General features: G+C 68.7%; 18 protein-coding genes and 1 tRNA gene. 14 read left to right on the top strand and 5 right to left on the bottom strand.

Translation table 11 applies throughout. The features are described 5' to 3' along the window. Nucleotides 1–56: 56 nt before the first annotated feature. From ABD989_RS04125 to ABD989_RS04080, 10 genes are all read left to right on the top strand, one after another. Nucleotides 57–1,322 carry an aspartate kinase gene (locus ABD989_RS04125; RefSeq protein WP_345312535.1) on the top strand — a complete coding sequence of 422 codons (1,266 nt, stop codon included), beginning with the start codon at nt 57–59 and terminating at the stop codon, nt 1,320–1,322. A gap of 2 nt (nt 1,323–1,324) precedes the next feature. Beyond that, nucleotides 1,325–2,347, top strand: coding sequence for an aspartate-semialdehyde dehydrogenase (locus ABD989_RS04120; RefSeq protein ID WP_345312534.1), 1,023 nt, complete (start codon nt 1,325–1,327; stop codon nt 2,345–2,347). Nucleotides 2,348–2,472: 125 nt separating this feature from the next. After that, nucleotides 2,473–3,774 (top strand): lipase family protein, encoded by a 1,302-nt coding sequence (locus ABD989_RS04115; protein ID WP_425556474.1) that lies wholly within the window; start codon nt 2,473–2,475, stop codon nt 3,772–3,774. Nucleotides 3,775–3,830: 56 nt separating this feature from the next. Continuing rightward, nucleotides 3,831–5,255, top strand: a complete 1,425-nt coding sequence (locus tag ABD989_RS04110; RefSeq protein ID WP_345312532.1) for a hypothetical protein — start codon at nt 3,831–3,833, stop codon at nt 5,253–5,255. After that, nucleotides 5,252–5,914: a hypothetical protein gene (locus tag ABD989_RS04105; protein ID WP_345312531.1), complete on the top strand. Its 663-nt coding sequence runs from the start codon at nt 5,252–5,254 to the stop codon at nt 5,912–5,914. Before ABD989_RS04110 ends, ABD989_RS04105 begins: the two co-directional genes overlap by 4 nt. A gap of 94 nt (nt 5,915–6,008) precedes the next feature. Then, complete coding sequence (locus tag ABD989_RS04100; RefSeq protein ID WP_246993568.1) at nt 6,009–6,440, top strand: Ohr family peroxiredoxin; 432 nt, start codon at nt 6,009–6,011, stop codon at nt 6,438–6,440. Nucleotides 6,441–6,509: 69 nt separating this feature from the next. Then, nucleotides 6,510–6,983 (top strand): hypothetical protein, encoded by a 474-nt coding sequence (locus tag ABD989_RS04095; RefSeq protein ID WP_345312530.1) that lies wholly within the window; start codon nt 6,510–6,512, stop codon nt 6,981–6,983. Further along, nucleotides 6,964–8,457 (top strand): hypothetical protein, encoded by a 1,494-nt coding sequence (locus ABD989_RS04090; protein WP_345312529.1) that lies wholly within the window; start codon nt 6,964–6,966, stop codon nt 8,455–8,457. Before ABD989_RS04095 ends, ABD989_RS04090 begins: the two co-directional genes overlap by 20 nt. A 41-nt stretch (nt 8,458–8,498) precedes the next feature. Then, a complete protein-coding gene (locus ABD989_RS04085) occupies nt 8,499–9,872 on the top strand; it encodes a DUF2252 domain-containing protein (RefSeq protein ID WP_345312528.1) in 1,374 nt (457 codons plus the stop codon). Nucleotides 9,873–9,951: 79 nt separating this feature from the next. Further along, nucleotides 9,952–10,025: transfer RNA gene (locus tag ABD989_RS04080), tRNA-Pro, on the top strand. Nucleotides 10,026–10,208: 183 nt separating this feature from the next. Here the strand turns inward: ABD989_RS04080 and ABD989_RS04075 are convergent. The 3 genes from ABD989_RS04075 to ABD989_RS04065 form a co-directional block, all read right to left on the bottom strand. Continuing rightward, nucleotides 10,209–10,820 carry a maleylpyruvate isomerase N-terminal domain-containing protein gene (locus ABD989_RS04075; protein ID WP_345312527.1) on the bottom strand — a complete coding sequence of 204 codons (612 nt, stop codon included), beginning with the start codon at nt 10,818–10,820 and terminating at the stop codon, nt 10,209–10,211. A gap of 214 nt (nt 10,821–11,034) precedes the next feature. After that, entirely contained in the window at nt 11,035–12,030 is a 996-nt protein-coding gene (locus tag ABD989_RS04070; protein WP_246993573.1) for a metallophosphoesterase, read from the bottom strand. Between the two features lie 54 nt (nt 12,031–12,084). After that, nucleotides 12,085–14,541: a penicillin-binding protein gene (locus ABD989_RS04065; RefSeq protein WP_345312526.1), complete on the bottom strand. Its 2,457-nt coding sequence runs from the start codon at nt 14,539–14,541 to the stop codon at nt 12,085–12,087. Between the two features lie 254 nt (nt 14,542–14,795). Between ABD989_RS04065 and ABD989_RS04060 the strand changes: the two genes are divergently transcribed. Further along, nucleotides 14,796–15,131 (top strand): WhiB family transcriptional regulator, encoded by a 336-nt coding sequence (locus ABD989_RS04060; RefSeq protein WP_246993575.1) that lies wholly within the window; start codon nt 14,796–14,798, stop codon nt 15,129–15,131. A 69-nt stretch (nt 15,132–15,200) separates the two neighbouring features. Beyond that, nucleotides 15,201–15,788, top strand: coding sequence for a hypothetical protein (locus ABD989_RS04055; protein ID WP_345312525.1), 588 nt, complete (start codon nt 15,201–15,203; stop codon nt 15,786–15,788). 18 nt (nt 15,789–15,806) lie between these two features. Here the strand turns inward: ABD989_RS04055 and bagB are convergent, their stop codons facing one another. Both bagB and bagA read right to left on the bottom strand, forming a co-directional pair. Then, nucleotides 15,807–16,901, bottom strand: a complete 1,095-nt coding sequence (gene bagB / locus ABD989_RS04050; RefSeq protein ID WP_345312713.1) for an ArsA family ATPase — start codon at nt 16,899–16,901, stop codon at nt 15,807–15,809. Next, nucleotides 16,898–17,923, bottom strand: coding sequence for an ATPase BagA (gene bagA / locus ABD989_RS04045; RefSeq protein ID WP_372493152.1), 1,026 nt, complete (start codon nt 17,921–17,923; stop codon nt 16,898–16,900). Before bagA ends, bagB begins: the two co-directional genes overlap by 4 nt. 50 nt (nt 17,924–17,973) lie before the next feature. On the opposite strand from bagA, the gene sp36 reads away from it, so the two are divergent. Both sp36 and ABD989_RS04035 read left to right on the top strand, forming a co-directional pair. Further along, nucleotides 17,974–18,138: a Sp36 family protein gene (gene sp36 / locus ABD989_RS04040; protein WP_246993578.1), complete on the top strand. Its 165-nt coding sequence runs from the start codon at nt 17,974–17,976 to the stop codon at nt 18,136–18,138. A 2-nt stretch (nt 18,139–18,140) separates the two neighbouring features. Beyond that, nucleotides 18,141–18,614: a RidA family protein gene (locus ABD989_RS04035; protein ID WP_246993579.1), complete on the top strand. Its 474-nt coding sequence runs from the start codon at nt 18,141–18,143 to the stop codon at nt 18,612–18,614.

Raw genomic sequence — 18,614 nt, 5'->3', positions numbered from 1 at the left:
GGTACAGTGGCCGGGAAAGCAAGACGTGCAAAGACCGAGTACAGGAAGGCCCCGACGTGGCACTGGTGGTCCAAAAGTACGGTGGCTCGTCGGTGTCGGATGCGGAGCGGATCCGACGCGTCGCCGAGCGCATCGTCGCGACCAAACGAGAGGGCAACGACGTCGTCGTCGTCGCCTCGGCGATGGGTGACACCACCGACGAGCTCCTCGATCTCGCCGAGCAGGTGAACCCGAAGCCGCCGCAGCGCGAGATGGACATGCTGCTCACCTCTGGCGAGCGCATCTCCAACGCGCTGCTCGCGATGGCGATCGAGGCGCTGGGCGAGGACGCGCAGAGCTTCACCGGATCGCAGGCCGGCGTGATCACCACGTCGAGTCACGGCAAGGCCAAGATCATCGACGTGACGCCGGGACGGGTGCGCAGCGCGCTGGACGACGGCAAGATCGTGCTCGTCGCCGGCTTCCAGGGCGTCGCCCAGGACACGAAGGACGTGACGACGCTCGGCCGCGGCGGCTCGGACACCACGGCGGTCGCGCTCGCCGCGGCGCTGGAGGCCGACGTCTGTGAGATCTACACCGATGTCGACGGCATCTACACGGCCGATCCGCGGATCGTGCCCGACGCCCGCCACCTCGAGACGGTCTCCTTCGAGGAGATGCTGGAGATGGCCGCCTGCGGCGCCAAGGTCCTGATGCTCCGGTGCGTGGAATACGCGCGCCGTTACAACGTTCCCGTACATGTGCGCTCGTCGTACTCGACCAAACCCGGCACCATGGTGTCCGGATCGATGGAGGACATCCCCGTGGAAGACGCGATTCTCACCGGTGTGGCACATGACCGCAGCGAAGCTCAGGTGACGATCTTCGGTATCGACGACACCCCGGGCAACGCGGCGCGGATCTTCCGTGCCGTCGCCGACGCCGAGATCAACATCGACATGGTGCTGCAGAACATCTCGAAGGAGGAGACCGGCAAGACCGACATCACCTTCACCCTGCCCCGTGAACTCGGCCAGCTGGCGATCGAGAAGCTCAGCGCACTGCAGGACGAGATCGGCTTCTCCAAGCTCGTTCTCGACGAGAACATCGGCAAGGTCTCGCTGGTCGGCGCCGGCATGAAGAGCCACCCGGGCGTCACCGCGACCTTCTGCGAGGCGCTCAGCGAAGCCGGCGTGAACATCGAACTGATCTCCACCTCGGAGATCCGCATCTCGGTGCTGTGCCAGGAAGAGGAGCTCGACGACGCCGTCCGCGCCCTCCACAAGGCGTTCGATCTCGGCGGCGACGAAGAGGCCGTGGTGCACGGCGGAACGGGTCGATAGACATGGTGAGCCTCGGAGTGGTCGGCGCGACCGGCCAGGTGGGCGGCGTGATGCGCCAGCTCCTGCAGGATCGGAACTTCCCCGCCGACCAGGTGCGGTTCTTCGCCTCGCCGCGTTCGGCGGGCAAGACCCTGCCGTGGAACGGCGGCGAGATCGTCATCGAGGATGCGACGACGGCGGACCCGACGGGTCTGGACATCGCGCTGTTCTCCGCGGGCGGCACCATGTCGAAGGTGCAGGCCCCGCGCTTCGCTGCGGCCGGTGTCACCGTGATCGACAACTCGTCGGCGTGGCGCAAGGACGACGACGTGCCGCTGGTGGTGGCCGAGGTCAACGGCGAGTTGGCGCAGAACCCGCCCAAGGGCATCATCGCCAACCCGAACTGCACCACGATGGCCGCCATGCCGGTCCTCAAGCCGCTGCACGCGGCCAAGGGTCTGCGTCGCCTGGTGATCTCCAGTTACCAGGCGGTGTCCGGCAGCGGGCTGGCCGGTGTCGAGGAACTCGCGACGCAGGTCCGCAAGGGGATCGACGGCGCCGAGCAACTCGTCTACAACGGTTCCGCGGTGGACCTGGGCGAGCCGGTCAAGTACGTGGCGCCGATCGCCTTCAATGTGGTGCCGCTGGCCGGCGACTTCGTCGACGACGGCTCCGGTGAGACCGACGAGGACCAGAAGCTGCGCTTCGAGTCGCGCAAGATCCTGGGCCTGCCCGACCTGCTGGTGAGCGGGACCTGCGTGCGGGTGCCGGTCTTCACCGGGCACTCGCTGTCGATCAACGCCGAGTTCGACGAGGCGGTGACCCCCGACGAGGCGCGCGCCATTCTGGCCGAGGCGGCCGGCGTCACGGTGGTCGACGTCCCGACTCCGCTCGCCGCGGCCGGTAGCGACGTCTCGCTGGTCGGTCGGATCCGCCAGGATCCGGGTGCCCCGGACGGTCACGGTCTCGCGCTGTTCGTCGCGGGCGACAACCTGCGCAAGGGTGCGGCGTTGAACACGATTCAGATCGCCGAACTGCTGGTCTGAGTCGACCCGTCCCCAACTTCACAGCAAGTGGCCGTGCGCCCGTCGAGTGAGACTCGGCGGGCGCACTGCGTGGTGTTGGAGGGCGCTAGCACGGATCAGTATGTGTGTCCTCTAGTATCGTTAAAATGAAACCAGGTCGGGGATTCATCTCAAAGTACATGTCAACGAGCCGTCGTCGGCCACTGCGAGGTCTGGGGGCGCTGGTGCTGAGCACCGCCCTGGTCGGTGCGACGGCCGCGGTGACGGCGGCGCCCGCTGCGGCGGTCGGCGACTTCTATCGCCCGCCGGCCTCCTATTCGGCCACGCCGGGCAGCGTGATCCGCACCGCGGCCACGCCGCTGCTGCTGCAGACTCCGGGCCTGCCCAACCAGTGGCCCGGTAATGCCAAGAAGATGATGTACACGTCGACGCTGCAGAACGGGAAGCCCACCGCGGTCACCGGCTACGTCGTCGAACCGACCGCCCCGTGGCAGGGCAAGGGCCCGCGTCCGACCGTCGTGATCGGTCCGGGCACCGTGGGCCAGGGCGACCAGTGTGCCGGGTCCAAGATGCTGGCACTGCCGATGAGCTTGGATCCGTTCAAGCCCAGCATCGGGGTCAACTACGCCGGACTGGAGATGCACCTGCTGCTGCTGAACGGCGTGCGGGTGGCGGTGACCGACTACGTGGGCATGGCCACCCCCGGCGTTCACACGTATGTGAACCGGGTCGAGTCCGGTCGGGCCATGCTCGACGCCGCGCGCGCCGCGCTCACCATCAGCAAGGCACCCGAGGACGCGCCGGTGGCCTTCTCCGGCTACTCGCAGGGCGGCGGCGCCGCGGCGTCGGCCGCTGAGCTCGCGCAGGACTACGCCCCCGATGTGAACGTGAAGGCCACCTACGCGGGCGCGCCGCCGGCCGACCTGAGCAAGGTGATCGATCAGATCGACGGCACGTTCATCGCTGGCGGCATCGGCTACGCGATCAACGGCCTGCAGGCCCGCTACCCGGCCCTGACGCCGATCCTGCGCAAGGAACTCACCGCGCAGGGTCGCCAGGTGCTGGCGAACGCCGCCACCCAGTGCATCGGCGACACCGGTCTGGCCGCGGGCTTCCAGCGCTCCGCGCAGTGGACGCGCGACGGCAAGCCGCTGTCGGCCGTGATCGCGCGCCGGCCCGAAGTGCAGCAGATGCTCGACGACCAGCGGATCGGTCGGCTCAAGCCAAACGCACCGGTGCTGATCTCCACCGGCGTGCACGACGACGTGATCCCCACCGGGCAGGTCAAGCAGCTGTACCGCGACTGGCGGGCACAGGGCGCCGACGTGCAGCTGACGACCAGCTACATCCCGCCGATCGTCCCGGGCCTCGTGGTGAATCACGCTCTGCCGATGCTCCAGTTCCTGTTGCCCGGCACCAGCTTCATCCTGGGAGAGTTCCACCGCTGACCCCGAGAGGGGCACTACCTCGCACCCCGCGCGGTGCGATGTGATGAACTGCCGTCATGGCAAAACTGAGGTTCCGTCCGGTCGCGGCGGTGGTCACTGCGGTGGCCGCCGCCGCGACTTTCGCGTTCTCCGGCTCCGTCGCGGCACCGGCGTCGGCCGAGCCCAGCGGCATACCGGGCCTCGGCCCCAAGTGGACCTCGCTGATGCACGGCGACCTGGCGTCCACCGACAGCACCGCGTTCCGCGGACCGGGCAAGACCGCGCACCTGGCCGCCTCGAGCGTCCCGGGCGGGCCGTGCGCGGCCACCTTCATCGGCTCCGATCAGATGCCGGTCTCCCTGTGCACCAACGTGATCGCCGGCAGTCCGCCGCAGTTCGCCACCCCCGTGGTGACCCTGTTCGACAAGAACACGGCGGCCGTCCTGGCCAAGCTCCCGTTGACCAAGGGCGGTCTGCTCGGCGGCGTCTACGGCTACCTCGACGACCGCAACCGCGTGGTGGTGGCCGACGGCAGCGGCGCCATCCTGCGGGTGGCGCACCGTCGTACCTCGGGCGGCTGGCAGCTGTACGTCTCCGAACGGATCGACATCTCCAAGCACCTGCGCGGGGACGCGGTGACCGGCCTGGCCCCGGATCACACCGGGCGCATCTGGTGGGTCACCACCCGCGGCCTCGTCGGCACGGTCACCGGCAAGAAGGTGGCCTCCATGCACCTGCCACGCGGCGAAGAGCTCGGCAACGGGCTGTCGGTGCGACCCGGCGGCGTGTCCGTGCTGACCACCCACGCCCTGTACGAGATGTGGGCCGGCGCCGACGGCGTGCCGACCACCACGTGGCGTCGTGCCTACGACCGCGGTGCGGCCCGCAAGCCCGGCCAGCTCACCTGGGGTTCGGGCACCACGCCCACCTACTTCGGGCCGGGCGGCACCGACTGGGTCGCGATCGTCGACAGTGCGGCCGTGCCGCGCCTGCACGTCTTCCGCAGTGATGACGGCACCCCGGTCTGCTCGATGCGGGCCTTCCCGACGGCCAACCAGGGCACCGAGAACTCGCCGATGGCGACCGGCAACACCCTGGTGATCCCGAGCACCTACGGCTTCCAGTACCCGCCGATCGCCGAGAGCGGCGGCCCGGCGGCGCCGCTCTTCGCGCCCTTCGTCGGCGCGATGACCAGGATCGACGTGGCGCCGGGCAAGTGCACCCGGGTGTGGGAGAGCCACGACCGGATGGCCACGCTGCCGCGCCTGTCCACCGCCGACGGCCTGATCCACTCGCTCGGCTACGGCCCGTACCGCGGCGGACCGCAGCAGCTGGGTCCGGTGAACTACGTGGCCGTCGACTTCCGCACCGGCAAGCGCGTCGTGACCCGTGAGATCGGCATCGCGCCGATCGACGAGCCGCTGCAGCTGACCGGCATGATCGCGCCGGACGGCTCCCTCTGGCAGGGCACGCTGGGTCGGATGGTGAAGATCTCCCGATGACCTATCCGAGCTCGTGGGGGCAGCCCGGCGACGGTGAGCCCATCCCGACTCAGGCCGAACTCGACGCGCAGGACCTGGCCGAGCTCGCCGCCAATCGCGAGCGGTCGGATCTGACCTCGCACTATCCGCGGCCCAAGTCCGATCCGGGTCCGCCGCCGTGGACGCTCACCACCGGGGCGGTGTACGCGTGGTACCTGGCGGCGGCGAGCGCTCTGGTGTGCATCGTCTACGGATTCGCGACCCTCGGCAGCGAGATGGACCGCCTCGAGGCGCGTCTGAAGCCGCAGATGGCCGACGTCACCACGATCGACGCGGATGCCACGGCGTCGTCGATGGCGAGTTTCTGGCCGCCCGCGCTCCTGGTCGGCTGGGTGATCGCCCTGGGCATCACCTACCCGCTGCTGATGAGCATCGCCAAACACCACAGCCGCAATCTGCGCAGCATCTACGCCGCGGTGAGCGTGCTGGTGATCCTATTCGTGCCACTGGTGGCCGACCTGCTCTTCGCCTACCCCGAGGTGTCGATCGCCTACCGCGTCTTGAGCTGGGTGTCGGTGGGCGCGCTGATCGCGTCGGTGGTGCTCACCTTCATCGGCGGGGCGGGCCGCTGGCTCCCGGCGTCGACCCGCATCAAGCCTTCTCGGGTCTGGCGCGAGTAAGCGCTCCACGGGGTACGTTCGGATGCGGAACTGATCGACGCCCGCCCGGCGGTGACACCGCCGACGGTGGGATCAACGCATGGAGGCGAATCTGATGACCGTGAATCCCGTGTACCGAGTGTGGTCGATGTCCACCGGTGGTGGCCGCGACGGCGAAGTGGTGTCCGAGACCGGCCGCATCGACATGGAACTGCGTCCGCCGGTGGAGATGGGCGGCAGCGGCGACGGATCCAACCCGGAGGAGCTGTTCTCGGCCGGTTACTCCGCGTGCTTCAACGGCGCCCTGCACCTCAAGGCCAAGGAAGCCGGCGTCACCCTGCCGGAGGGCACCACGGTGAAGATCACCGTGGGCATCGGTGCCGACGACGCCGACGGCGGACTGGGCCTGGCGGCCGACATCCACGTCACCATCCCCGGCATCGATCCCGCTCAGGCCGACGATCTCGCAGCCCAGGCGCACAGCATCTGCCCGTACTCGAAGGCCACCCGCGGCAACATCGCGCACACGGTCACCACGAGCGTCTGATCCGCCCCCGATGCCGCTGCCGCATGGCGCTCGTCACGCGGCAGCGGCGGACCGGTACCGTGGGTGACCGTGAACACTCCGGCAATCATCGCTGCCCTCGGCCTCGTCTCTGCGGTCCTGGCGACCGTCGCCTATGTGCGGTACCGCCAGCGCGAATCCTCGTCGCTGCTGCGCAACGTCGAACTGGCCCGCGGCCTGCGTGAACTGGCCGACGGCGACCCCGTCCGCCTCGCCAGCGTCGACGAGTTCGAAGTGGGCCTGTACCAGCGACTGTTCTACGTCTCCAGCGTCGGGCCCCGCGCCCGCAGCGCCGCCTGGGCGCTGCTCGCGACCCTGCTCTCCGCCACGGCCGTGCTGTTCTTCGACAGCCTCGACGGCTCGGCCGCCGACGTCTTCTGGATCGTCTCGGCGATCCTCACCTTCTGCTTCGGCGTCGCGGTGATCGTCTACACGGCACTGGCACTGTACGGCGCCGCGACCACTCCGCGTGTGTCGTTCGCTGACTCCTACTCCTCGGACGGGGATGAGGTCGACGAGTACTAGCCTCCGCACGCCCGCGGCCCGCAAGGCTGTCCGCGCCTCGTTGGTGGCGGGCGGCCTGGTGGTGATCGCTGCCATCGTGGTGGCATCCGTCGGCGGCAGCGGCGGGGGCGGAGGCGTCCGCACGCCGCCCGCGTCGACTCCGGGGGAGACCCGCGTGCTCGCCGAGCCGGGGGTGCCCGACGAAGTGCTGGTGAGCCGACTGTTGTTGACTTCCTCGCCGTCGGCGCTGGTGGTCTCCGCCGACGCCGCACCTGCCGATCGCGCGCGGGCAGTGGAAGTCAGTAGTAGTCGCCGCGTGCCGCTGTTCGTGGTCGCACCCGAGCAGACCGCGGTGGTCGCCGACGAACTGCGTCGACTCGACGTGCAGACGGTGGTCGCCGTGGGCGCGGAGATTCCCGACTTCGAGCTGCCGCAGACCACCGATGAGGCCCGGCTCGGCGCGGGCGTGACGGCGTCGGACCGGTCGGACGCCGTGGTGCTCACCACCGAACCCGCGGCCGCGGTCGACGCCGAACTCGGCGGTGCCGAGGCCATCGTGGTCCCGGTCGCCGACCCTCGGGCCAGCGGCGCCTCGGTCGCCGCGGTGAAGGAGGCGGGCGATGCGGCCGTGATCGGCGTGGGAGCGGCGTTCGGCACCACCGAGCGGTTCGTTGAGCGCGTGCGGCTGGCCCGGACCGTGCCGGAATTGCCAGGCGGCGGCCAGTTGATGTTCCCGTCGCGCCGCGTGGTCGCGCTCTACGGTTCGCCGGGATCGGCGGAGCTGGGACCGCTCGGCCGACAGGATCTGCCGGCCACCGTGCGCCGCGCACAAGCGCTCGCCGCCCAGTACGACAAGCTTTCGTCCGCGCCCGTGGTGCCCGGCTTCGAGATCATCGTGACCGTGGCCTCCGCCGAGCCCGGGTACCGCGGGGCGTACACCAACGTCCTCGATCCCACGGTGATCGAGCCGTGGGTGGACGCGGCCGCGCAGGCCGGTATCTACGTCACCCTCGATCTGCAGCCCGGGCGGATGGACTTCCTCAGCCAGGCCCAGATGTACCGGAGCCTGCTGGAACGGCCGAACGTCGGACTGGCCCTCGACCCGGAGTGGCGGATCAAGAACGACCAGGTCCACCTGGAGCAGATCGGTTCGGTGACGCCGGCCGAGGTGAACCGCACCGCGGCCTGGTTGGCCGACCTGGTGCGGAGCAAGGGCCTGCCGCAGAAGGCGTTCGTACTGCACCAGTTCGACGCCGACATGCTCGGCGACCGGACCCGCCTGGACACCTCGCACCCGGAGCTCGCGGTGGTCCTGCACGCCGACGGCCACGGCACGCCCGCGGTCAAGATGGGAACCTGGAACCGGATGATCGCCGGATTGCCGCCGAACATCTGGATGGGGTGGAAGAATTTCTACACCGAGGACAAGCCGATGTTCAGCCCGGCCGCGACGATGGACGTGCGACCGACGCCGTACTTCATTTCGTACCAGTAGGCGGTCGGCCCCACAGCCGGTCCCAGGCGAGAGGAACCACCATGACGTTCACCGCAGAGCAACTCGGTGCGGGGCCGGCGCAGGGCAGACGAGATCCGATCGCGATCCTCGTCGACCAGGAGAAGAACCGGCTCACCGACCTGATCCCGGTACGCCATCAGCGCATGGCGACCACCCCTTTCACCTTCTATCGGGGCGCCGCGGCGCTGATGGCCGCGGACCTGGGGTCGGTGCCCGACAGCGGGATCCGCACGCAGCTCTGCGGGGACGCGCACCTGAGCAACTTCGGACTGTTCCTCTCGCCCGAGCGGCAGATGGTCTTCGATCTCAACGACTTCGACGAAGCGCACCCGGGCCCGTTCGAATGGGATGTCAAGCGGTTGGCCGCGAGCATGGTGGTGGCCGCACAGGCCAACGGTGCCGATGACCGGGCGGCTCGACGGGCGGCCCGGTGGGCCGCACGCGCCTACCGACGCACCATGGTCAAATCCGCGGACAAGAGCGTGCTCGACTGCTGGTACGCGCGGGTCGACGCGGACGAGGTACTGGCCGAGATCGGTGACCGTCTGGACACGGCAGCCACCGCGAAGGCGCGCAAGGTGCTGAAGAAGTCGCGTCATCGCAACAGCGAGCAGGCGCTGACGAAGCTCTGCGAGCTGCGTGACGGCACACTCCGGATCAAGTACGATCCGCCGCTGCTCATTCCCGCAGAGGAAGCCTTCGAAGGCACGCCGGAGGAGCAGATCAGGACGATGTTCCTGGATCGGTTCGAGGTGTACCGCAAGGGCCTCGCGCCGCACCTGGGGGCACTCCTGGACCAGTACACTTTTGTCGAAGCCGCGCGAAAGGTCGTGGGTGTGGGCAGCGTCGGCACCCGCTGCTGGGTTCTGCTGTTCGTCGGCAAGAAGAATCAGGATCCGTTGTTCCTGCAGCTGAAGGAGGCTCAGCAATCGGTCTTGGCGCCCTACGTGGAGCCGGTGGCGTTCGCGAACGAAGGCCATCGCGTGGTGATCGGCCAGCAGTTGCTGCAGGCCTCGAGTGACATCCTGCTCGGCTGGTTGAGCACGCCGGTCTTCCAGAGCGACGAGCGGGGCGTCGCCAGCAGCACCGCGGGCGACTCGGACTTCTACATTCGCCAGCTGCGCGACGGTAAGGGCTCGGTGGTGGTCGAGGACATGCCCGACGACCGGCTGGCGATGTACGGGGAACTGTGCGGGAAGGTCCTGGCGCAGGCACACGCGCGTAGCGGTGCGCGCGGCGAGATCGCGGCCTACGTCGACGGACTCGGTAGGTCCTTCGACCGGGCCATCGCGGACTGGTCGCTGCGCTACTCCGCGATCAACGAGGCCGACCATGACGCGTGGGTCACTGCCATCGCCGACGGCACTCTCTCGGGGGCCACCCTGGGGTCCTGACGTGAGCGCCGAAAGAGGTCTCTGACCAGCCGATTTCTTCCCCGGTCGGCGCATCAGGTACTCTCGTTGAGGTTGAACACGGGGTATGGCGCAGCTTGGTAGCGCGCTTCGTTCGGGACGAAGAGGTCGTGGGTTCGAATCCCGCTACCCCGACGCTTTGGTTGAGAAGCAGATGAGGCTCTGACTGAGAAATCAGTCAGAGCCTCCTCGTTTTCCCGGGCTGCTTCGGCGGCACTCTGCCGTCTGGTGCAGTCGCCTGGTGACTGCACCAGACGGCAGCGCTTCGGGATCACTTACGGGCCGCGGTGTGCCCGCAAGAGCTGGCGCCTCGATGCTTCAGACCACCGAGAAGCCATCGGGGAGTGGGGCGCGGCCGGTCAGCGCGCGTAGGAAGGGCGCTGCCGCACCGAGCTGCACGGCGGTCCGCGCCGCCAATTGGGTGGTCTCGTTCGCGACGTCCATCGGAAGCCGGAGGTCGACGCCGGTGGCCGCGGCGATGTCGAGGCTGTGCACGGCGAGCTCGAAGGTCCGGGTGGGCAGGTAGGCGTGCAGGCGCATGCCCAGTCCGCCCATCACGCGGATCGGGCGGTCGGCGCCGTCGCCCAGCCTCTCCAGCACCGCCGCGACCTGCGCGGCGACGGCGGCCGCGGGGTCTGTCCCGAGTTCCAGGCCGGCCTGTCGGCCGCGTTCGACGATGCCCGTGACCCGGCCGGCGGCGATGGCTGCCCGGGCTCGGGCGTAGTACTCCTCGGGGCTCTCCACGTCGATTACGGTCGCGGGCCGGTCGAGGTACTCGGCGACGGTGCTCATCGCGCGACTCGTGTGCCCCACCAGGGACCGCAGATCCCAGTCACCCAGTCCCGGGCCCTCCCACGCGGGCGCCGGAAGCCTGCCCACCAAGGCCGAGAACTGTTGTGCGGCAGCGGAGAACGTGGTCAAGGCCGTCATGGTCGTACCCCTCCCGCGGGGGCGAAAAGACCCCGGCGGGGTGGGCCCGTCGGGGTCTCTTCACACCCCGCAACTTCCGCAATGAGACTTCCGAGATGAGACTTCCGCAGTGGGGTGATCTGGACACCGGAGTGTGTAGAACCAATTGAACCTGAAAGTATCGTTTCGAGCACCCGGAATGGGGAATATCGTCGCGCGACCGGGGCCTTCGCGATCAGCTGATCGTGGTCGCGAGCTGCGGTAGGGACTGGTCGACGATGTCCTCGTCGCCGCCTCCGCTGCGGGTCGCGGTGAGCGTCAGCAGGGACGCCTCGGGCCGACAGTAGAAGCGGGCGGGTGCATAGGGCGACGTACCCAGGCCTGCGCTGACGTGCAGTTTCATCGTCGAACCCCAGTTGGACACGCCCTTGACGCGCGACCGATCGAGATGGCAGTTGGTCACCAGCGCGCCGTAGCCGGGGACGCAGAGCTGGCCGCCGTGGGTGTGCCCGGCCAGGACCAGGTCGTAGCCGTCGGCGGCGAACTCGTCGAGTACCCGCGGCTCGGGGGAGTGCGTGAGACCGAGCCGCAGTTGTGCGAGTGGGTTCGGGCGTCCGGCGATCGTCGAGTACCGGTCGCGGCCGATGTGCGGATCGTCCACGCCGGCGGCGGCTACGCGCACGCCGGCCACTTCCAGCTCGCGCACCGTGTGGGTGGTGTCGAGCCAGCCGCGCTCGGTGAAGGCGGCGCGCAGGTCCTGCCACGGCAGCGGTTCGCCGTGCTGACGTTTGTGGTCGGTCTTGAAGTACTTCAGGGGATTCTTGGCGGTCGGGCCGAAGTAGTCGTTGGAGCCGAAGACGAACAGCCCCGGCCGGGACAGGAGACCGCCGAGCGCCTGCACCACGGCAGGCACCGCGCCCGGGTGCGCCAGGTTGTCGCCGGTGTTGACCACCAGGTCGGGCTCCAGCCTTTCGAGGCCGCTGATCCACGACTGCTTGAGGACCTGTCGCGGCAGCATGTGAATGTCGCTCAGGTGCAGTACGCGCAACGGCGACGAGCCGGGCTCGAGCACCGGCAGGGTCAGGTGGCGCAGGGTGAACGCGTTGCGCTCGATCACCGTCGAATACAGCAGGCCCGCCGCTGCGGCACCGGCGGCGCCGACGGCGACGCGGCCGGTACCGCTCAACAGTTCGGCGGAGCGGCGAGAGGGAAGACCCGGGACAAGAGGCATGAAGACGAGGATACGCGTCGATTTGCCCGCTGCCCGCCCGTCTCCGCGGCCCGATCAGCCTTCGGGTACCTCGATGACCACCGGACCCACTCCGGGCACGGTGACGGTCTTGGACGTCGGTGTGCCGCCGCCGCTGCTCTCGTTCTTGCCGTTGCTCACGTAGATCGCGATCTCGGTGCCCGGCATCGCGCTGTCCGACGGCGCGGTGAAGACCACGGTGCCCTTCGGCTTACCGCTGTCGACCTCGAGTTCCTTCACCTTGAACCCGGCCTCCTGGAGTCGGGAGACCGCCTGGCTGGCGGGCAGGCCCGCCACATTCGGGATCCGGCCGCGACTGCTGCCGCGGACGAACTGCGGATCGTTGGGCGCCATGCGGACCGGACCGAACTTCTGCGCCACCGGGCCGATGGCGCCGAACCAGGTGCGGGCCGGTTCCATGCCGCCGTAGACGTTGCCGTCGTAGCACTGCCGCAGCGGCGAGGTGCAGATCCCGGACGGGTTCGAGCCGTCGTTGTAGATGTAGGCCGCGGCGGCGAGCTGATTGGTGAAACCGAGGAAGGCGGCCGAGCGGTGCGCCTCGGTGGTTCCGGTCTTACCCGACATCGGCAGGGTCCAGCCGGCCGACGACGCGGCCGCTGCCGACGTGCCCGCGCCCCGGTCGTCCTCGCTCATCGCGTTCGCGAGCGCGTTGGCCAGACCGCGTTCGACGACCTGTTCGCACTGGGGCGGGTTGAACGGCACGTTGGTCATCACCGGCTTGCCGTCCTCGCCCATCACGACGTTGCTGTAGGAGTCGCGCTTGACCTGTTGGATGGAGACCACCGGGCTCGGCGGGCACCACACGCCGCCGGAAGCGAGCGTGGCCGCGACATTTGACAGCTCGAGGGCGTTGACCGGGAAGGGCCCGAGGGTGAACGACCCGAAGTTGCCGTTCTTGATGTAGTCGGCGAGGCTCGTCTCGCCGTGACCGGACGATCCCGGTGCGGTGTACGAGCGGAGGCCGAGACGCACCGCCATGTCGACGGCCGGCTTCACGCCGACCTGCTGCAGCATCTCCACGAACGTGGTGTTCGGCGACTGCGCAAGCGCCTGGGTGAGACTCAGCGCAGGCGGGTAGGGGCCGGCGTTCTTCACACAGTAGGCGTTGGCGGGGCAGCCGAAGGCGCCGTTGCTGTTGCCCATGCCGTAGACCGCGATGCTCGGCGGCACGTTCAGCACCGCGCTGGTGCCGAGGCCCTTCTCCATCGCCGCGGCGGTGGTGAAGATCTTGAAGACCGAACCCGCGCCGTCGCCGACGAGCGAAAAGGGCTGCGGCTGAACGGTTTGCCCGAGGTTCTGCTTCAGGCCGTAGTCACGGCTGGAGACCATGGCCACGACGTCGTGCGATTGGGTGCCCGGCCGGACGATGCTCATCACGTTCGCGAGGCCCTCGACGGTGGGCGAAGCCTGCGCCTGTGCGGAGCGCAGCGCGTTGGCCTGCACCTCGGGATCGAGGGTGGTGCGAATGGTGTAACCGCCGCGCGATACCGCCGAGCGGCTGATCCCGTTCTCGGCGAGGTACTGGAGCACGTAGTCGCAGAAGAAGCCGTTGTTGTCTGCGGAGATGCAGCCCTGCGGCACGGTGCGCGGCTGGGGCAGCACGCCGAGTGGCTGCTTCTTGGCCTCGGCCAGCTGCGGCGCCATCTGCGGGAAGTTCTCGATCATGGTGTCGAGCACTGTGTTTCGCCGCGCCGTGGTGGCCTGCGGGTCGGTGTACGGATTGAGCGCCGAGGTCGACTGCACCATGCCCGCGAGCATCGCGGACTCGGCGATGTTCAAGTCGCGGGCGGGCTTTCCGAAGTAGGTCTGGGCGCCGGCTTCGATGCCGTAGGCGTTGTTGCCGAACGGGACCATATTGAGGTAGCGCGTGACGATCTGCTTCTTCGCGTCCTGTTTGGCGGCGGGCTCGTCGAGGCCCTTCTCGCGCATCGCCTGTTCGACGAGCGACTTCTCGAGCGTCATCGCCATGCGCGCCTCGCGCAGCTTGCGCGCGGGCGTGGACTCGACCGCGGCTTCGCGATCGGCGTCGGTGCGCGCGAGGACGAGGAGTTGATAGTTCTTGATGTACTGCTGGTCGAGCGTCGACGCGCCCTGCTGGACTTCGCCTGCCGACGAGTTCTTCAGCGCCGCGCGGATGGTGCCGCGCCAGTCCACGCCGTCGTGCTCCAGGAAGCGGCGGTCCTCCACGGAGATGATCGCGCGGATCATGTCCTGGGAGATGTCGTTGTAGCCCACCGTGATTCGGTACTGGTCGTAGAGCAGTGCCATCGGCTTGCCGTTGACGTCGGTCACCGTCGTCACCTCGGGCACCGTGCCGTTGAGTAGCTCCGACGAGGTGTTCTCCATGGTCGCGGCGGCGCGGTTGGACAGCATGGCCGTGCCTGCGACGAACGGGAACATGAGACCGGCGACGAGAACGCCCGCCAGCACTAGGGCCAGCGCAAGGCCGGGGAGCTTCGTGGAGTTGCGCACTCGGCCAGGATACGTGCCGCCGCCTCCCGCGCACCGAACCCGTCCGTCACCGCGAGGCGTCTGCGTGTCGCTTGCAATCGCATGTACCACTTTTCGAAACCGTGACTTGCTTTTGTCGCGAAGGCCTCAATAGATTGGGAAACGTGACTTGTCTAACACTTCAGGGGGAGTGGGAGACAAAGCACGAGCAAGATCTTATGCACGCCCCGACCGGCGGGGAGTGTCGATGGGTTTGTGAAAGGCGGAGTACCGCAATGACTTTGGCCCCTCTTTCCAGCGGAGATTCAGAAGCTCGTCTTGCGTGGGTCGCTCAGGCCCGCTGTCGCGGAGGTGATCCGGACGACCTGTTCGTTCGGGGTGCGGCGCAGCGAAAGGCCGCGACCATCTGTCGGCACTGCCCGGTTCAGCTCGAGTGCGGTGCGGATGCGCTCGACAATCGCGTCGAGTTCGGCGTGTGGGGCGGCATGACCGAGCGTCAGCGTCGCGCACTGCTGCGTCAGCATCCCGATGTCACGTCGTGGTCGGCGTTCTTCGAGGCTCAGCGTCGCCGCCAGCGACTGGCCGCGGTACCCGCGACCGCGGTGCACTGAACCCCGTACTCGTCTTCCCCGGCGGCGTCGCATTGCACCGACGCCGCCACCTCCCATAGCGTCGGCAGCATGACTGACCAGCCGTCGCGACCTTCGTCCGAGCAGCCCGACGACGATCCGGTGCCCGAGACGGCGAATCCGTACGGGCCGAGCACACCCGCGCCCGGTTCGCCGACACCAGGTTCCGTGCAGGCGCTGCCGCAGCCGCTGCTGACCGCGGTGCGCCTGATGTATGCGGGTGCCGTGGTGCAGGTGGTGGTCGGCGTGGTGATGTTCATCTTCATCAGCCGGCTCCGCGACAGCGAAGCGGTGCAGCGCGCCTACTCCGAGTACGCGGACCAAGTGGGCGGCGACGCCCAGGCGCTGATCGACGGTGCCGTCACCAGTTGGCGGATCGGCGTCGCCGTGGTCACGGTGGCGCTCACGGCGTTGTGGCTGCTGATGGCCTGGGCCACGCGGACCGCCAAGCGCTGGGCGCGGCCCACCGCCACCGGACTCGGCGTGCTGGCGCTGATCGGGTCGATCTACACCGTGCTCGGCCAGTTCAACGTGGTCGCCATCGTCACCGGCCTGCTGGCCGCCGCCATCCTGTACCTGCTCTACCGGCCGGACAGCACCGCCTACTTCGCGACGGCCGCGGACGCGCGACGGCCCTGACCGGCGGAGCCGGGGAGACTATCCCCGGTTGGTGATCTGCTCGGACACGGCGCGCAGCGCCTCGGAGTCGGCCACCTCGAACGGCAATGCCGGCACGCCCACCCAGGGCACGCTCGGGTTGGCCGAGGTGAAGCGCTGCAGCATGTGCAGCTCGCGCTGGGCCGTTGCCGCACGATCGACGTGAATCGCCAGCACGCCGCGTGCGAGGTCGTCGGTGGCCCGCTCCTGTGCGGCCTGGGCGGCAGGCGTGGAGATCGACGTCAGGTTGGGATGCGTCCGATTGACGATCAGCCCGCACAGCGGCATGGAGTCCTGCGCCAGGCGGTTCACGAAGAAGGCGGCCTCGCGCAGCGCATCCGCCTCCGGCGTGGCCACCACGACGAAGTTGGTGCCCGGCTGCTTCAAGAGTTCGTACGTGCGGGCGGCGCGCTCCTGGAAGCCGCCGAACATCGAGTCCAGCGACTGCACGAAGTCGGCGACGTCGCGCAGGATGTCGGCGCCGATGATGGTGGCGATGCCGCGCATGGCCAGGCTCATCGCGCCGGTCACCACGCGACCCACGCCGCGTCCGCCGCCGATCAGCATCTTCATCAGACGCCCGGACAGGAACGAGCCCAGGCGCTGCGGGGCGTCGAGGAAGTCGAGGGCGTTCCGCGAGGGCGGGGTGTCCACGACGATCAGATCCCAGCGGTTCTGCTCCAGCAGACGACCGAGCTTCTCCATCGCCATGTACTCCTGCGTGCCGGAGAACGACGACGCGACGGTCTGGTAGAACGCGTTGTTCATGATGATCTCGGCGCGCTCGGGGGTGGAGTGCTCCACCACCATGTCGTCGAAGGTGCGGCGCATGTCGAGCATCATCGCGTCGAGCGTGCCGGTGCCCTCGGTGGGCACGGGCTGCGGTTCGTTGGTCAGTTCGGTCATCCCGAGCGACTGGGCGAGGCGGCGTGCCGGGTCGATCGTCAGCACCGCGACGGTGCGACCGCGCTCGGCGGCGTAGAGGGCCATGGCGGCCGCGGTGGTCGTCTTACCGACACCGCCTGAGCCGCAACAGATCACCACACGGGTCGTCGGATCGAGCAGGACCCCGCCCATCTCCAGATCGGACATCAGACGCCGGCCTCCTTCATGGTGCGGGCGAGTTGGTAGAGCGCTCCGAGGTCGACGTGCTCATCGAGCTCGGGCAGTTCGATCTGCGGCGCCGGTACTTCGTCGAGATCGGCGCGGGCCACCTGCTGGGCCTGGAGCCGGATGGCGTAATCGATGGTCTCGGTCAGCAGCCCGGCGAAGTCCTCGTCGGTGGTGGCCAGACCGGCGTCCTCCAATGCGGTGCGGAGTGCGGGTGCGTCGACGCGACCCTCGGCGATGTCGTCGAGCTGATCGTCGGGAAGGTGGTGCGGGCGAACACGATTGACGAAGACCGCGCCGATGTTCAGGTCCTTGGCGACGAGCTCGTCGACGGCCTCGACGGTCTCCTGGATCGGCATGGCCTCGAGCAGGGTGCACAGGTGGACCGCGGTCTGCGCCGAATGCAGCAGCGTCACAACGCCTTCGCTCTGGTTGCGAATGGGGCCGGTCTTGGCCAGGTCGCGCATCGCAGCGGTGACGTCGAGGAAGTTGCCGATGCGGCCGGTCGGCGGCGAGTCGACGACGACGACGTCGTAGAGCAGCGCGCCCTTCTTGTCGGTGGCGATCACGCGTTCCTTGATCTTGCCGGTGATCACCACGTCGCGCAGTCCGGGAGCGACGGTGGTGACGAAGTCGATGGCGCCGACCTTCTTGATGGCGCGCCCGGCGAAGCCGAGGTTGTAGAACATGTCGAGGTACTCGAGCAGCGCGTGCTCGATGTCGATGGCGAGTGCCCATACGCCGCCGCCGTCCTCCGCGGTGGCCACCTGATGGTCGGTCGGCGGCAGCGGGGGTACGTCGAACCGCTGCGCGATCCCTTGGCGCCCTTCGACTTCCACGAGCAGCACCTTCTTGCCCTCGCTGGCCAGCGCGATAGCCAAGGCGGCGGCCACGGTGGTCTTACCGGTGCCGCCCTTGCCCGACACGAAATGCAGTCGGGCGTTGCGGGCATGCTCCGGCCACGTGCCTCCAGGCACGGTCAACGCATCAGTCGTCACGTGCCTCACCTTATCGACCGCACTGTCGAGAGCGAGAACCAACCGATAAGGTTGGGCTTATGAGCGATCTGACCACCTGGGAATATGCGACCATTCCGCTGCTGACGCACGCGACCAAGGACATCCTCGACACATGGGGTTCGGACGGGTGGGAGCTGGTCAGCGTGCTGCCCGGCCCGACCGGCGAGCAGCACGTCGCGTACCTGAAGCGACCCACCAACTAGTCATGGCGCAGACCTGGAACGCGCGACTGGCCGAACTCGGCATCTCGCTGCCCCCGGTCGTCGCGCCGGTCGGCAGCTACACCCCGGCGCTGCGGGTGGGCGACCTGGTCTACACCTCCGGCCAGCTGCCGGTGGTCGACGGCGAACTCGCGCTGCGCGGAAAGGTGTCCGACGGTGCCGAGGGCATCGTGACCCCGGAGCAGGCGCAGGCCGCCGCACAGCAGTGCGCGCTGAACGCGCTGGCTGCGGTCGATGCCGTCGTCGGCGTCGACGCGATCGTCCGCATCGTCAAGGTGGTGGGTTTCGTGGCCTCCGCGCCCGGCTTCACCGGGCAGCCCGGCGTGCTCAACGGGGCGTCGAACTTCCTCGGCGAGATCTTCGGTGACGCCGGGGTTCATGCGCGATCGGCCGTCGGCGTGGCGGAATTGCCGCTCGGCGCTCCGGTCGAGGTGGAATTGATCGTGCAGGTCCGGTGA

It is taken from the genome of Gordonia alkaliphila, from assembly GCF_039542465.1.
GTDB lineage: Bacteria > Actinomycetota > Actinomycetes > Mycobacteriales > Mycobacteriaceae > Gordonia > Gordonia alkaliphila.
This window is presented reverse-complemented; position numbering and strand designations above follow the sequence as displayed.